The organism is Ardenticatena maritima (assembly GCF_001306175.1).
Taxonomy (GTDB): domain Bacteria; phylum Chloroflexota; class Anaerolineae; order Ardenticatenales; family Ardenticatenaceae; genus Ardenticatena; species Ardenticatena maritima.
Genome location: NZ_LGKN01000006.1, coordinates 135,725 through 151,492 on the forward strand (window position 1 = coordinate 135,725; position 15,768 = coordinate 151,492).

At 59.3% G+C, this 15,768-nt stretch carries 14 protein-coding genes; all 14 read right to left on the reverse strand.

Going from position 1 to position 15,768, the window contains the following annotated elements; translation table 11 throughout:
- Window positions 1-49: 49 nt before the first annotated feature.
- Entirely contained in the window at window positions 50-526 is a 477-nt protein-coding gene (locus tag SE16_RS11445) for an Lrp/AsnC family transcriptional regulator (RefSeq protein ID WP_054492840.1), read from the reverse strand.
- Between the two features lie 228 nt (window positions 527-754).
- Window positions 755-1,846: a hypothetical protein gene (locus SE16_RS11450; protein WP_054492317.1), complete on the reverse strand. Its 1,092-nt coding sequence runs from the start codon at window positions 1,844-1,846 to the stop codon at window positions 755-757.
- A gap of 21 nt (window positions 1,847-1,867) precedes the next feature.
- Entirely contained in the window at window positions 1,868-3,310 is a 1,443-nt protein-coding gene (locus tag SE16_RS11455) for an aspartate kinase (RefSeq protein WP_054492315.1), read from the reverse strand.
- A gap of 21 nt (window positions 3,311-3,331) precedes the next feature.
- Window positions 3,332-4,384 (reverse strand): threonine synthase, encoded by a 1,053-nt coding sequence (thrC, locus tag SE16_RS11460; protein ID WP_054492314.1) that lies wholly within the window; start codon window positions 4,382-4,384, stop codon window positions 3,332-3,334.
- Between the two features lie 96 nt (window positions 4,385-4,480).
- A complete protein-coding gene (locus SE16_RS11465) occupies window positions 4,481-4,975 on the reverse strand; it encodes a tetratricopeptide repeat protein (RefSeq protein WP_054492313.1) in 495 nt (164 codons plus the stop codon).
- Window positions 4,976-4,995: 20 nt separating this feature from the next.
- The gene (locus tag SE16_RS11470) at window positions 4,996-5,910 is read right to left on the reverse strand and encodes an AEC family transporter (protein ID WP_054492312.1); all 915 of its coding nucleotides are present in this window, start codon (window positions 5,908-5,910) and stop codon (window positions 4,996-4,998) included.
- 85 nt (window positions 5,911-5,995) lie between these two features.
- A complete protein-coding gene (locus SE16_RS11475) occupies window positions 5,996-7,114 on the reverse strand; it encodes a HEAT repeat domain-containing protein (RefSeq protein ID WP_054492311.1) in 1,119 nt (372 codons plus the stop codon).
- A gap of 91 nt (window positions 7,115-7,205) precedes the next feature.
- Complete coding sequence (locus tag SE16_RS11480; RefSeq protein ID WP_054492310.1) at window positions 7,206-8,705, reverse strand: ABC transporter substrate-binding protein; 1,500 nt, start codon at window positions 8,703-8,705, stop codon at window positions 7,206-7,208.
- 1 nt (window position 8,706) lies between these two features.
- Window positions 8,707-9,264 (reverse strand): hypothetical protein, encoded by a 558-nt coding sequence (locus SE16_RS11485; protein ID WP_054492309.1) that lies wholly within the window; start codon window positions 9,262-9,264, stop codon window positions 8,707-8,709.
- A 97-nt stretch (window positions 9,265-9,361) separates the two neighbouring features.
- Window positions 9,362-10,369 (reverse strand): ABC transporter ATP-binding protein, encoded by a 1,008-nt coding sequence (locus SE16_RS11490; protein WP_054492308.1) that lies wholly within the window; start codon window positions 10,367-10,369, stop codon window positions 9,362-9,364.
- Window positions 10,370-10,383: 14 nt separating this feature from the next.
- The gene (locus SE16_RS11495) at window positions 10,384-11,445 is read right to left on the reverse strand and encodes an ABC transporter ATP-binding protein (protein WP_200907200.1); all 1,062 of its coding nucleotides are present in this window, start codon (window positions 11,443-11,445) and stop codon (window positions 10,384-10,386) included.
- Window positions 11,446-11,470: 25 nt separating this feature from the next.
- Complete coding sequence (opp4C, locus tag SE16_RS11500) at window positions 11,471-12,367, reverse strand: oligopeptide ABC transporter permease (RefSeq protein ID WP_054492307.1); 897 nt, start codon at window positions 12,365-12,367, stop codon at window positions 11,471-11,473.
- A gap of 27 nt (window positions 12,368-12,394) precedes the next feature.
- Complete coding sequence (locus SE16_RS11505; RefSeq protein ID WP_054492306.1) at window positions 12,395-13,444, reverse strand: ABC transporter permease; 1,050 nt, start codon at window positions 13,442-13,444, stop codon at window positions 12,395-12,397.
- Window positions 13,445-13,656: 212 nt separating this feature from the next.
- Window positions 13,657-15,603 (reverse strand): peptide ABC transporter substrate-binding protein, encoded by a 1,947-nt coding sequence (locus SE16_RS11510; RefSeq protein ID WP_054492305.1) that lies wholly within the window; start codon window positions 15,601-15,603, stop codon window positions 13,657-13,659.
- Between the last annotated feature and the right edge of the window lie 165 nt (window positions 15,604-15,768).

Sequence of the window (15,768 nt, forward strand, 5' to 3'; positions counted from 1 at the left end):
AAAGAAAACGCCCGCTCGGATGAGCGGGCGTTCTCTTATGCGCGTCAGCCTACGCAAGCGGCAGATTGGTGGTGAATTTGATTTCATCCGTCGCCAGACTGGTGGCTACACGAGCGAGCGGGGCGACCTTCGCCAATTTCGTATGGACAAACGTCTGCACATCCGCAGGCGACGGTAACACCACGCGTATCATGTACTCATACTCCCCCGTCAGCGCCACAAACTCCTGCACTTCGGGCATGGCCGCAACCGCTTCACGGAATGCGGTTAACGTTTCGGCATCGGCGGACGCCAGCGAGACGAAGAGATAGGCGACCGTTTCATACCCCAACGCTTCGCGGTTGAGCACGGTTGTATGCCCGGCAATCACCCCCTCTTTGTACAAGCGCCGCACACGCGACAAAATCGCCGGCGAAGACATGCCCATCTCGCGCGCCAGTTGCGCCCACGGCACGCGCCCATCTTCTTGCGCGCTCCGAAGAATTTGCACATCTTTTTCGTCAAGGCGAACTTGTTTTTTAGGCATAATGCGTTTCCCCCATATTTTTTATTTTTGAAGCTGTTTCCCCCAAAAAAAGAAGTTTTGTAAAAGAAGGAAAACCGCCCGCCATTCTATCCGTTTTTTTGGATAAATCAAATAATGCAAAAGTAACTTTTGGGTATAAAAACCGACAACATGTTTTCCAAAAGGGGCTTTCAGGCAACGGCGCGGCACGCTTTCTACACGCACCGCGCCGTCGTTCCAGCACGTGGGTTAGCGGCAAACCTGCGCCAATTGGAACATATCCCCCAGTACCCCCGCCGCTGTGACATCAACGCCTGCGCCTGCCCCTTGCACCACCAGGGGGCGCGCCGCATAGCGAGCGGTGGTGAAACTTATCAAGTTGTCGGTACCGCGCAAAGCCCCCAGCGGGCTTTCACGCGGCACGGCTTGCACCCCCACCGACACGCCCGCCTCGGAGACATCCGCCACATAGCGCAACACGTTGCCTTCCGCCGCCGCCGACGCCACACGGGCTTGCATCTCGGCATCCACCTCATCCAGCCGCGCCCAAAATTCATCCCGCGAGAGTGCGGCAAAGTCGGGTGGGTAGAGCGGCTCAACCGTCAAGGTATCCATGCTCAACGGAAGCCCCAAGGTGCGCGCCAGAATGAGCGCTTTGCGCGCCACATCCATGCCGCTCAGGTCGTCGCGTGGGTCGGGTTCGGTGTAGCCCAGGCGGTGCGCCTCGCGCACAGCCGCCGAAAACGATTGCCCCGCTTCCAGCGCCGACATGACAAAGCCAAGAGTCCCGCTCAGCGCTCCCTGCACCTGCTTCACGCTGTCGCCGGTATCCAGCAAAGTGCGCAATGTGGAAATCACCGGCAAACCCGCGCCCACCGTCGATTCATAGCGCAGTGGTCCCGCATGCAACAGGTCCCACAGGCGCAAATCGCCGGTAAGCGGCTTCTTGTTCGCCAGCACAATGCCATAGCCCAGGTCGCGCGCCCGCTGGAACGCCGGCGCAACGGTTTCGGCTTCGGCGGCGGTCACATCCACCACAATCGCACCCGGCCAGCCGGCGACATCCACAAGCGCCGCCAAATCCCCCTGCCAGTAGCCTTCGGGGTGCTCCGCCAGTCGCTTCCCGGCCGCTTTCCATTCGACAAGGTCTTCCAACAACGCCCGTGCCAGCCCTTCGTCTTCGTGGCGGGTCGCCACCACCGCGCCGTCGCTATCAGCCAGGGCGGTGTACACGAATTGAAAGCCATAGCGCGCCTGTTGCTCAGCGGTCGCCAAAACCTGGCGAATGAGCGCGCGCCCCACACCGCCAACACCAAATTGGATAATTGGAATGTAGCGCATCGGTGCTTCTCCGTTCAGCATCTATTCAGGCACAACCAGCGTCGGCTCCTCCTGGCGAGGTGGTTCACCCAGCGAGAAGGCATCATGAATGGCACGCACGGCATCGTTCGCATCGGCGGCTTCAACCACCAGCGACAAATTGTATTCGGAACTGCCCTGGGCGATACTCACCACGTTGATTTCTTTTTCACCCAGCGCCCCAAACACACGCGAGGCAATGCCCGGTGTGCGCCGCATACCGCCACCCACCACCGCCACAATCACCACATCATCCTGCACCCACACGCGGTCAATCGCGCCAATGTGCAACTCGTGCGCAAACTCCTGTTCCAACGCCTGCACTACGCGGCGGCTGGCATCCGACGGGACGACAAAGCAAATGGACTGTTCGGATGAACTTTGCGAAATCATGAGCACACTGACATCCGAACGCGCCGCCGCGCCAAACACACGCGCCGCCACGCCGGGCACGCCCAGCATCCCGCGCCCTTCCACTGTGACCAGCGCCAGGTTGCGAATCGCCGTCACAGCCTTGACGGCGCGCCCATTGACGGTGTCATCAGGCACGATGAGCGTGCCGGGGTGGGTGGGGTTGAAGGTGTTGAGAATGCGCACGGGAATGCGCTTTTCAACCGCCGGGCGCACTGTTTTGGGGTGCAGAACACGCGCGCCAAAGTAGGCCATTTCGGCGGCTTCGGTGTAGCCAATGCGGCTGAGCGTGCGCGCGTTGGGCACAATGCGCGGGTCGGCTGTCAACACGCCGTCAACATCCGTCCAAATCCAAATCTCGTCGGCGTCCAGTGCGTGCCCCAAAATGGCCGCCGTGTAGTCCGAACCGCCGCGCCCCAGCGTGGTAATCACGCCGTCGCGCGTTGCCGCCAAAAAGCCCGTCACCACAGGAAGCGTGCGCTGTTCGAGCAAGGGCAACAAGCGCGCCCGTGTGCGTTCGCCCGTTTCATCCAGCAAGGGGTTCGCCGAACCAAAGCACTCATCAGTGACAATCAGTTCGCTGGCGATAACGGCTTCCGAAGGGACATCCAGCGTTTGCAAATACGAAGCCACCAGGCGCGCCGAAAACCGCTCGCCCAGCGAGGAAATGAGGTCCATGGCGCGCGGCGTCACTTCGCCCAGAATGGCGATGGCTTCGCACAGGTGCATGAACATGGACAATTCCTGCTTGATTGCCGCCAAATCGGGGCCTGTGGTGCGCCCCAGCAACACGCCGGCGGCTTCCGCATGACGTTCCCAAATGGTTGTACTCGCGGAACGCGCCGCCGCATCGTCGCCCTGCGCCGCGGCTTTGGCGGCATTGATGAGCATATCGGTCACACCGCGCATCGCGCTCACCACAGCCACGACTTCATGTCCGTCGGTATAGGCTTTCTGCAAAATCTCGCCCACCTGGCGAATCGCGTCTGCATTGCCCACCGACGTTCCGCCAAACTTCATCACCAGCCGACTCATGGAGCACCTCCTTTGTTTCGATTATTGCCACCCTAACGCCCGCACAGCATCGTCAAGCGTTGCTTCAATCGGGATGACCGCGCCACTGTTGGCGATGGCGGTATCGGGGTCTTTGAGACCATGCCCTGTCAGCACGCACACAATGCGCTCTTGCCCCGTCAACCACCCTTCATCGAGCGCGCGCCGCAAGCCGGCCACACTCGCCGCGCTGGCGGGTTCGCAAAAGATACCTTCATACGCCGCCAGCAGACGCTGCGCCGCCAAAATCTCCTCGTCGGTCACGGCTTCAATGCGCCCGCCGCTTTCATCGCGGGCTTGCACCGCCCGCCGCCACGACGCCGGATTGCCAATGCGAATCGCGGTGGCGACTGTTTCAGGCTGTTCAACCACTTTTCCGTGCACAATCGGCGCGGCGCCCGCCGCCTGAAACCCAAACATGCGCGGCAACTGTGTCGCGCGCTGGGCTTCGTGATACCGTTTGAACCCCTCCCAGTAGGCGGTAATGTTGCCCGCATTGCCCACCGGCAAACAGACCACATCGGGCGCGTCGCCCAACACATCCACAATTTCGTAAGCGGCGGTGGTTTGCCCTTCAATGCGATAGGGGTTGATGGAATTGACCAGCGCCACGTCGTACTGCTCATGCAATGCGCGCACCAGGCGCAAGGCGTCATCGAACGAACCGTTGACGGCGAGCACTTTCGCGCCGTAAATGAGCGCCTGCGCCAGTTTGCCCAGCGCAATTTTGCCGCCAGGCACCACCACAATGGCGTCCAGCCCGGTGCGTGCGGCATACGCGGCGGCGGCGGCGCTGGTGTTGCCCGTGCTCGCGCAGATGACGGCGCGCGCGCCGTTTTCCAGGGCGTTGGCCACTGCCATGACCATGCCGCGGTCTTTGAATGAGCCTGTGGGGTTCGCGCCTTCAAATTTGAAATAGAGGTGCGGCACGCCCCACGCCTCCGAGAGCCGCTCGGCGCGAATCAGCGGTGTATCGCCTTCGTTGAGCGTAATGAGCGGCGTGCGTTCGGTAATGGGCAAAAAATCACGATACCGCGCGAGCACTCCTGATTTCATGGTGGTGTTGGCCTCCTTTGGACGTTGCGTCTTGGCATCAAAAAAGGCTCCCACAGAAGCGGGAGCCTCGTTGCTCAAATCCAGATGTGACTGTGGTCAATCCTCACCGCGCATTGCGGTGCGAGTGCGTTCCAGCATGGTCTGGGCGTCGGTATCCTCTGGATTGACGCGCAAGGCTTCGTTGAAATAGTGTTCGGCTTTGGCGTAGTCACCCCGATGGTGATGCACCAACCCCAGCATGTAGTGCACGTTGGGCGCTTGCGGATTGGCGTCCAGAGCGCGCAACCAGGCTTCGATAGCCCCTTCCTGTTGTTCAGGCGTGCTGATGTCCAGCGGTCCCAAACGCGCCGCCGCCAGGTTGATCCAGGCGTTGGCGTTGTCGGGCGCCAGTTCAGCGGCGCGTTCCAGCAACGGCAACGCTTTTTTGTGCATTCCCGCCAGAATGTACGCGCCCCCCAGGTTCAAGAGGATGTCCACGTCATCGGGGTCGGCGGCGTGCGCGGCTTCCAGCGCCTCGATGGCACGCTTGAACTGCCGCTCGTGCAAAGCGCGAATACCTTCTTTGAACAACGTTTCGGCTTCCGGTTTCATGGTGATGGCGCTTTCTTCCTTTACATTGCTAGAAGCCAGTTTAGCAGAAGTGCAAGCGTGAGCAAACTTGCCACGGTGGTGACCAACACTGCCAGCGTGGCAAACATGGGGTCGGAATCGAATTCAATCGCGAGAATGGTTGTGTTGACGGCGACGGGCATGGCGCTTTCCAGCACGAACACCGCCACCGCCAGCGGCGACAATCCAAAGGCGGGCACGAGGAGAGCAGCCAGCGCAGGCGCGCCGATGAGCCGCAAGCCGCTCGCGACTCCCAACGCGGGCAGGTATTGCGTTTGAAGCGGTGCGCGCATGGCGTTCAACAGTTGAATGCCCAAAATCACGAGCATGACGGGCACAGCGGCTTGCCCCAAAAGGTGCGCTGCCCGCCCGATGGGTGTGGGCAACGCTACGCGCAAGGTGCTGAGCAACAGCCCAACCAGCGCGGCGTACACAACGGGCACACGCACCACGCGGTGCATCGCTGCGCGCATGTTGGCACGCCCACGCGCCGAAAGGTAGACCGCCAGCGTTGAGGTGATGATGGCGCTCACCGTCATGTACACAGAGGCATACGCCAGCCCCTCTTCGCCGAAGGCAAAGAGGGTGACGGGGAGACCGTAGTTGCCCGAATTGGGGATGAGCACAGCAACGATGAAAGCCGCTGCGGTATGGGGCGGCAAGCGCAAGAGGCGCGCGCCGAGGGCGGCGATTGCCCACAACATGAGCGTCAGGACACAGAGCGCCAGCGCGATGAGAAAAAAGGTGCGCCCGCCGATGGTGGAACGCACCAGGGCGTCAAACACCAGGGCGGGCGAAAGGATGTAAAACGAGAGCCGTGAGACGGTTTGGATATCAAGGTTGAGACGTGCTTGCATGAACGCGGCAAACAACGCCACGAGAAAAACCGGCAGCACGATGTTGAGCAAGGTGGCCATGGCACTGTTTGGATTTGGCTATTTGACATTCGGCAATGCGCGACAACAGGCTTCGCATGCGGAGTAACTCGCGTTCAGGCGTTTTTTATATCCAGTCCTCGTCGTCTTCTTCCTCGTCCTCGTCTTCTTCATCCCACAATTCTTCTTCATACGCATCGTCGTAGGCTTCATCGTAGGCTTCATCGTAGGCTTCGTTGTCAAAGTCCTCGTCTTCGTCCTCGGGTCCCCATTCAACGTAACTTTCGGGGTCGTCCTCAAAGGTGAAGAAGTCGAGCATGTCGGCCACCTCCATGGTATTGAAGCGTGCCATTTCAATGGCGTCTTCGATGTATTCAGCCAGTTCTTCGTCGGTGGTGCGGTTCAACAGATTTTCCAGCGCCTTGATGGCGCGTTCGGTGCCGATTTCGCCCAGCGCCCAAATCGCTACGTCGCGCACTTGGGGGTCAACATCCGCCAGCAGGTCAATGAGCGCCGGGACTGCGTCCTGGTCGCCCAAGTGCCCTGCGGCACGCGCCGCTTCGTAGCGAATTTCAGCGCTCGGATTGTTGAGTTCGCGGCGCACAATGGGCTCCCACTCCTCATCGCCCGCACGCCCCATGGCGAAAATGGCGCTCACGCGCATATCGTGTTCGGGCGAGGCGTAGGCCTGACGAATGGCGGCGCGCACCGCATCGTTGCTGAAAGCGGCGGCGCTTTCCAGCGCACGGCGGCGCACTTCCAACGGTTCGCTTGTATCGTGAAAGATGCGCAAAAGCGTTTCCAGCACTTCTTCAAAGTTGGCGAGTTCAAAATCAGTCCAGACATGCTCTAAAAGCGGTCGCGCCAACCCGACAGCGGCGCGCGCACGCACACGCGGGTCTTCGTCGGTGTCGCGCAAAAAGGCCAGCAAGCGGCGCGCGAGGCGCAACAGGCTGGCGGTGTTCGTTTCCCACAGCCCATCTACCGCCTGCATGCGCACTTCCGGGTCGGGGTCGTCCAGCAGGACGAAGAAAAGCGGCGTGAAGTCGGTCGCCGTGTCCACTTCGGCAAGGTCGAGAAAAGCCGCCGCGGCTTGCCGCCGACGTTCGACGGGCAAGGCAAACCAGGTGTCGCGGAAGGCTTGTTCGTCAAAGCGGTAAGCATCGCCCAAAGCCGCCAACTTGGGCGTGGAAAGCGGTTCATCCGATTGAAGGTGCTGCAAAGCAGCCGAAAATTGCTTGTCCATATGGGTCTCCCTTCCGACATTCTCCCTTGAAGGTGTAGCAAAATTGTACGCAGTTTGCATGAGGTGTCATGTCGAATGCTGAAGCGCCGTCTCAACACAAGCCGGCGCGACAGAGAGAGGCGTTCAACCAGGCGCGCGTCGGGTTGGTGCGCAGGGTTTCAGAGATGAAGATACGCTCAGGCAAGCGGAAGAGCGTGCCAAAGGGCATATCGCGCCAGATGTGCGCCCACATTTGGGTGTAGAGCCGGTTGCGTTCGGCGTCGTTGCACATTGCCACGGTTGCCGCTTCAGCCGCCAGCGCCTGGACGTCGGGGTTGTTGTAGCGTGTCAGGTTGAGGTCGGCGGCCAGCATGTCATCGGTCGGCGGCATGACCAGCGGCGCAATGTCGGCATCGTTCGGCATGACAAACGGCACCAGCGCCAACTGCCAGTCTGGGCTGTGCAAACGGTCTTCGGTGGCGAGGGGCGTCTGGTAGAGCAGTTCGACGGCTATCCCCACTTGCGCCCAGGCGGCTTGCATGCGCGGCGCGAGGCGTTCCCAACGCGCATCTGTGGCGCTGAGCGGCACCACCATCTGCACGCGCAGGGGGTCGCCGTCGGCGTTTTCGCGCACACCGTCACCGTCGCGGTCACGCCAACCGGCTTCGTCAAGGCGCGCGGCGGCGGTTTGCGCGTCATACGCTGGGGCGGTGCCATCCACCACGCCCGGCGGCGCGAGCGCATCCACCAGGTGTGGCTCGCTTTCGTAGGCGTCGCGGTAGAGTGCGGCGCGGTCGAGCGCCTGCCAAAACGCCAGCCGCACAGCGGCGTCATCAAAGGGGCGCGATTGGGTATTGAAAAGCAGCATCGCGATGAGAAAGCCGGGCACATCTTCCGCGGCGGCGCGCAAGGCGGGCGGCGGCGGTTGTCCGTAAAGCCACGCATCCCCCAGCAGCAGGTCAAGGTCGCCGTTCAGCCAGGCGGTGGTGGGCGTGTCAAGCAAGGTGAGATGAAGATCAGGCGTGTTGGGCTGGCGCGCTTGCAAGCGCCAGGTGGCGGCGTCGAGGGGGTCAAGCGTGAAATCGCCGCTCGTGCGGCTCGGCGGCCACGGGTCCGCCACGATAGGCCATTGCAGGAGCGTGCTCACAGCGGCGCATTGGGGCGGCTGCGCCCATTCCACCACCACATCAGTGCCATCCGCGCGTAGGGCTTGCACAAGCGCCCCGTAGGGGTGTTGGTTGCGCCAACCAGCCAGCGCATCATGCCAGAGCGTGAAATCGCCGCGAGTGGGCGTGAGGCGCAACGTGCGGTCATCTTCCCACGCCCAGGTGGCGCTTTCAGGCGCCAACGTGCCATCATCGGCGCGGCGGGCGGCGGTTGTCGCCAGCCACGCGCGCAAAAGGGCATCGGGCGCGCTGGGCGCGGTGGAGAAGAAGGACGGCGATTGCGTGATACCGACACGCCCCAGCGTCAAAGGCGACTGGGGGAGAGGCGTCACTGTGGGCGCAGGCTGGGTCGCAGAGGCCACCCGCGTGGCTGTGGGGCTGGGCGCGGGGGCGGCACGGCACCCCAGCAACACAAGCACCAGGCAAAGCCAAAATGTCCGGCGCATCTTACGAATCCACCTGGATACCCATGGCGCGCAAAAGCGTGCGAATGCGCTCCGTTCTAGTGGGGTCGAGGACCAGCGCGCCGGCGGTGTAGCCCTTCTCTGTGCCTAAAAACGCCTTGTTGACATGCCGCCCCGTGATGGGAAGGAGAATGCGCGTGGGGGCGGCGACCCGAAACCGCATGTGGAGTTCAAGCGGTTTGGGATACCAGACTTCCACGCTGACAAAGCGCTCATAGGCGTCTTGCTGAGAGATTTCGCTAAGCCCGGTGGTTTCCTCAAAGCCGATTGTTGTCCGCAAAGCATCGGCGATAGCCTGCGCCAACGGTTCATACATGTCGTCGCCAGGCCGAATTTCATGGCGAGTGCCTGCTTCATACACGATGATGCGCTCAGGGGGCACATCAACTTCCGGCGGCAAAAACCATGCCGGATCACCGAGCATCAGCGCCGTCACACTGTATCCAATCGCCACCAACGCCAACAAAGTGACAACCAATCCCGAAAACACGTTCGGTTTGATCCGACCATCGTCATAGCGTTTTGCACGTTTCCAAGCCATACAGGGTTCCTCTATTCGACAGCATGAGATGCGCAAGAAAAAGCCCCACCATGCGGCGGGGACTTTTCTTGTAAAGTGTTGGTGTATAGTAGTCAGACTAGACGAGGTGGCAAGCCACAAAATGCCCGGGAGCAACTTCGCGGAATTCAGGTTCCACCTCACCACACATATTCACCGCGATTGGGCAACGTGTATGGAAACGGCACCCAGGCGGCGGGTTGAGCGGGCTGGGCACATCGCCCTGGAGAATGATGCGCTCGCGCGAAAGTTTGGGGTCGGGAATGGGAATGGCCGACATGAGCGCCTGCGTGTAAGGGTGCAGTGGGTTCTTGAAGAGTTCGTCGCGGTCGGCCAATTCCACCATCTTGCCCAAGTACATGACAGCAATGCGGTCGGAAATGTGTTCCACCACGCTGAGGTTGTGCGCGATAAAGAGGTAGGTCAGCCCATACTCTTGCTGCAAATCTTTCAGCAAGTTGAGCACCTGCGCCTGAATGGAGACGTCCAGCGCCGACACCGGTTCGTCACACACAATGAAACGTGGGCGCAACGCCAGGGCGCGCGCAATCCCAATGCGTTGGCGCTGCCCACCGGAAAACTCGTGGGGGTAGCGTTTGCGGTATTCGGGGCGCAATCCCACGGCTTCCAGCACTTCAGCCACAATGGCATCGCGTTCGGCTTTGTCTTTGACCCCGTGGATAATCAACCCTTCGGCAATCTGGTCGCCAATCACGACGCGCGGGTCGAGCGACGAGTAGGGGTCCTGAAAGACAATTTGCATTTCACGGCGCATACGCTTCATTTCAGGACCGCTCAATGTGCTCAAATCGCGCCCGTCAAAATAAACATGCCCAGACGTAGGTTCTACCAGGCGCAAAATCGTGCGCCCCACGGTCGTTTTGCCGCACCCGGATTCGCCCACCATGCCAAGGGTTTCGCCTTCCTTGATGGTGAAACTCACGCCGTCAACGGCTTTCACCCAGGCTTGAATACGTTGCAAGATACCGCCGCGCACCGGGAAGTATTTACGCAAATCCTGCACGACCAGCAGGTCGCCATTTGACGGTGATGTTTGCTCGAGCACTGTCTCGCTTTGCACTGTCATTTCCTTCTTTCTCCTTAGGCTAGTGTCGGCTCAGACGCCGCCTGACGGGCCTGGGATTCCAGTTTTTCAAGGTCCGGTGCGTACAGGAAGCAACGCACGAGATGGTTTTCATCAATCTGGTAAAGCGGAACATCGCGCTGGGTGCACACTTTCAAATTATTTTCAACCCGCGCGACGCAGCGGTTCGCAAAGCGACACCCCGGCGGCAAATCAATCAGAATGGGGACGGACCCCGGAATCGTGTCCAGTTTGTCGCGCAGTTTCCCCAATACAGGCACCGAATTGAGCAAGCCGCGCGTGTAAGGATGTTTCGGCTCCTCAAACAGCGTCTCCACGTCGGTATATTCCACAATTTGGCCAGCGTACATCACAGCGACGGTATCAGCCATTTCGGCCACAACACCAAGGTCGTGTGTAATCAGCAATGTGGTCATGCCGACACGCTCGCGCAAGTCCCGAATCAGGTCCAGAATTTGCGCCTGAATGGTCACATCGAGCGCGGTTGTCGGTTCGTCAGCGATGAGCAGGTCGGGTTCGCTGGCCAGCGCCATGGCGATCATCACACGTTGCGCCATGCCGCCGGACAGCTCATGTGGGTAGGCTTCATAGCGGCGTTCCGGTGCGGGAATCCCCACCATGCGTAGCAGTTCGATAACCCGCTCACGGCGCTGTTGCTCGTTCAAATTCGTATGCACTTCGAGCACTTCGGCGATTTGGTCGCCGACTTTGAAAACTGGGTTGAGATAGGACAGCGGTTGTTGGAAAATCATGGAGATGCGGTTCCCGCGAATGCGGCGCATCTCATATTCGGGGAGTTCGAGTAAATTTTGCCCATCGAAAATAATTTCCCCTTCCACGATGCGGCCAGGGTAATCAATCAGGCGCATGATCGAAAGTGAGGTCACACTCTTCCCGCAACCTGATTCCCCTACAAGACAGAGTGTTTCCCCACGCCCAATCTGGAACGAGACGCCATCCACGGCGGTGACAACACCTTCCTCTGTGTAGAAGTAGGTGCGCAAGTTGCGTACATCCAAAAGGGGGTTGTCGGTTGAGATCCGATATCGCTTTGCCAACGTTCGACTCCTCTCGTCAGGTCTCTCAGACTTTCAAGCGCGGGTCCAGCGCATCGCGCAAGCCATCACCAATGAAGTTGAAGCTCAACGATGTCATGAAGATGAAGAAGCCGGGGAAAAACGCCCTCCAGGGTGCCGTCCACATGTCAGACTGCACGTTTTGGAGCATCTGCCCCCAGGTGGGAGTCGGCGGCTGAATGCCAAAGCCCAAGAATGAGAGCGCGGCTTCGGTAATAATCACCCCACCCACTTCCAAGGTCGCCGCGACGATAATCGGGGCAAAACTGTTGGGTAAGAGGTGCATAAAAATGATCCGCGGTGTACTCGCCCCCAAGGCACGCTCCGCTTCGATAAACTCCTGCTCTTTCAGGGAGAGCACCATCCCGCGGACCAGACGAGAGGTTCCCATCCAGCCAAATGCAACGAGCACGATGATGATGAGCCAGATATTGCCCCCCTTGCCAAAAATTTTGCTGATCACAAGCAAGATAGGCAGGGTAGGAAGCGTCAACATGAAGTCTACAAGGCGCATCAAAATGGAATCCACCAAGCCCCCATAGTAGCCGGAAACAGCCCCCACGATGGTGCCAATCGTGATTGAGCAGAGGGTTACGGTAAATCCAACAAAGAGCGAGATGCGACCGGCATAGAGCAAGCGCGCCAGCATGTCCCGGCCGAGATCATCGGTCCCCAACCAATGCCCTTCCGTCAATGGCGGTAGATCGCTCTTTCCTCTTTCGATGCGCGTGGGGTCGTACGGCGTAATCAGCGGCGCAAAAACCGCCAACAAGACAAAGACAGTAATCACGAACAAGCCAAAGACAGCCAAACGGTGGCGCAAGAATTGGCGCAGGATAACGCGCCACTGACTCTCTTCTTCAACTGTCAGAAGTTGCTGAGCATCAAGTTCTGCAACTGCCACGGGATCACTCCTTGAACCTGAATTGTTTTACGAGTAACGGATACGCGGGTCAACAAAGGTGTACAAAATATCCGCCAACAAATTGGCAACGATTACAAGAATGGCGCTAATGAAGAGATAAGCCATGACAACAGGCCAGTCGCTACGCTCCAACGCATTCACATATAAGCTGCCAATACCTTTCCAGTTGAAGACGGTTTCGGTGAGGACTGCACCGCCAAAAATGCCCGGAATTTGAAAAACGATGATCGTGACAATGGGAATCAAGGCATTGCGCAAAGCGTGTTTCAAAATGACGACACGTTCAGACAACCCCTTCGCGCGTGCGGTGCGCACATAATCGGAGCGCAACACTTCAAGCATCGAAGAACGCATGTAGCGGCTCCATCCCGCCATGTAGAGCAAGCTCAAAACCAGCGACGGCAAGAAAAGGTGCACCAGACGGTCGGTCAAGCTGCCCGGTTTCGCCCCCAACATATAGAGCAAGCTCCCTGGTTGCGGCGCACGCAGGCTCACCACGTCCCCCGTAGGAAAGTACGGCAAGCCCCATTCCTGGAACTTGAAAGCAAAGAGGATGATGAGCATCAAGCCAAACCAAAAGACCGGCATCGCAATGCCAAAGAAGGTGAATGTCGTCAGAAGATAGTCAAACTTGGAATATTGGTGGACGGCGCTGTAAATGCCGGCGGGGATGGCAAAAAGAAGCGAGATAATGGTTGCCGAGGTCATCAGCAAGATCGTATTCCCAAGACGGCTCTTCAACAAGAATGAAACATCCTGCCCCTGTGCGACTGCCCACGATTTGCCCCAATCCCCACGGATAGCCTTTTTCAGCCAATTGACATAGCGAATATGGATGGGAATCGGGTTTCCATTCTCATCACGCAAGCCGAGCAATTGCTCCATACGTGCGATATCTTGCTGTGTCACTTGACTCTTCTTATCACCAGCCCCGGCAAGACGCAATTGAGCAAATGGACCGCCCGGCACAGCATTCAGCAAAGCGAAGATGGCTGCCGACGAAAGCAGTAGCACAAAAATTGATTGAATAAGACGACGAAGAAGATATGTGGTCATTGTCCCCTCCTGCTTGCGCCGCCCACGCGACGGCAATTTTTACACAACACCAAGCAATGGTTCAACCAGATACGGGATACGCGTATCGTATTCACTTTACAAGATTTTCCAAACAAGTGTTTGTAAGGTAAACCAAATGATTCAACTGAACCGAATGTTTGTTTTCACAAGAAGGGGGCGACACGGGGCCGCCCCCCTTGCACTCAGCCAGCTTATTGCTGCGGCACGAGGTCCCACTCTTCAACGTTGTAGAGTTCGCTGTTTTCGGTCGGGTCCATGTTGAAGCCGACCACTTCGGGACGCGTCGCCGCGACCTTCAAGCGCTGGAACAGCGGGATGATCGGCAGCTGGTCTTCGCGCGTGAAGATTTCCTGCGCCTTCGCCCAGTTAGCCGCTTGTTCCTCGCGAATCAGCGTGCTCTGCGCGGCGCGGACAGCCAGGTCGTATTCGGGGTTGCAATAAGCGGTATTGTTCGAGCCAGCCCACCCGTTCGATTCATCGGGCACGTTGTCGCAGGTGTAGAGGTCACCCGGCGGTTCCACACCGGTCAGCCACGCAAACTCGGCGAGGTCGTACTTGCGCGAGAAGAGCGGGCCATCCGGCGGATCACCAAAGTAGACACCAGCAGGCAGGTATTCGAGTTCGATGTCGATACCGATGTCCTTCATGTTCTGCTGGAAGATCTGCGTGACCTGTTCGCGCATCTTGTTGCCCGAAGTCGTGTTGAGCACGAACTTGAGCGGCGTGCCATCGGGCACCTGGTAGGTTTCGGCTTCCTGCGTGCGCCAGTTCACCCATTCACAGGAGACACCGTTGGCTTCGCGGATGCCGTCGCCATCGTTATCCACCCAGCCGGCTTCTTCCAGAATCTGGGCGGCGCGTTCGGGATCGAACGGATAGGTGTGCACAGCGTCAGCCGCGTACATCGGGTGTTCTTCGGGCAGCCAGACGTTCAAGACCTTGCTGCGGCCGAAGAGGACTTCGTCCACCATCGTCTGGCGGTCGGTGGCAAGCACCATCGCCAGGCGCACCGGCGCACAGCGGCCCAACGCGGGGCGATCGTCGCCCGGATCCAGCTGGAAGTCAATGTGTTCCCAGACCGTCCCGGTGACGAAGTAGGGCTTCAACAGGCCTTCCTGTTCCGCGTTGATGAGGAACGGCGCCTGGTCCACACCCATACCGTCCTGGGTACCGACGTCACACTGACCAGCCAGCAACTGCGCCAGCAGCTGGTTCGTGTCGGGGATGAACTTGTAGATGAGGCGGTCCACCTTCGGCAGGCCTTCGCTGGCGCGCCAGTAGTTGGGGTTCTTCACCAGCGTGATGTGGTCGCCGGCCACCCATTCAGCACCTTCGGCACGCAGCGAGAAACCACCGAACGAGAGCGGCGAGCGCGCGAACTTTTCATCGTTGCGGATTTCATCAGGCGTCAAGCCTTCCAGTTCGTGGCGCGGCACGGGACCCCAGGCGTTCAGCCAGTAGGTCGAGTCCACCCAGCCGGGCACACCCGTCCAAACGGTGGTGTAGTCGTCGGTTGCTTCGTAGGAGGCCGTCACGTCATACGTGAAGCGGCTGGGCACACCACTGTCCGGGCGCTTACCCAATTCGTACGCCATGACCGAGTCATGCGCGGTGAGCGGCGTGCCGTCTTCCCACATGATGCCTTCCTTCCACTTGAAGGTGACGCGCATCGCCTGCATGGTGGTGGGTTCACCCGTGTAGGTCACCACCTTGCCCTGGTTGGGGTCATAGACCATCATCCCGTCCGTGACTTCAACGTCGATGAATTCAGCATCGCCGTCTTCCAGGCTGGGGCGCTTTTCAAGCAAGACGGGCTGATAGTCGTACGACAGCCCCGTGTAAACCGGATCGGTCAGGGCATGGAGCACCGCCGTCTTCACAAGCGCGCTTGTCCCACCGACCACGTCGTAGAGCAACGTGTCGGGTTCCTGCGCCATACAGACGACCAATTCTTTCGGCCCGGTTTCAACCGGCTCGGGGGTCGCCGTCACAACGACAACCTTTTCAACCGTCTGACCTTCGACGACTTCGGTGACGACGACGGTTTGGACCACAGTCTCACCGCCACCACCGCCACCGCATGCCGCCAGCGCTAAAAGCACAAAGACGGCAACAAACAACGCAAGTACTTTCCTCATGTTCTCCTCCTTCATTGAGAGACGTTTTGAGGTTGACACGACAGACAACAACGAACAACACTCTCAAATCGCTACGGCGTATCACCCCCTTTCGGGTAAGATCAAGAACAACCGCTCTCCTGTTCTCTCAGGAAAGCGGGACACGAGTGCCTATCGGCACGCCGC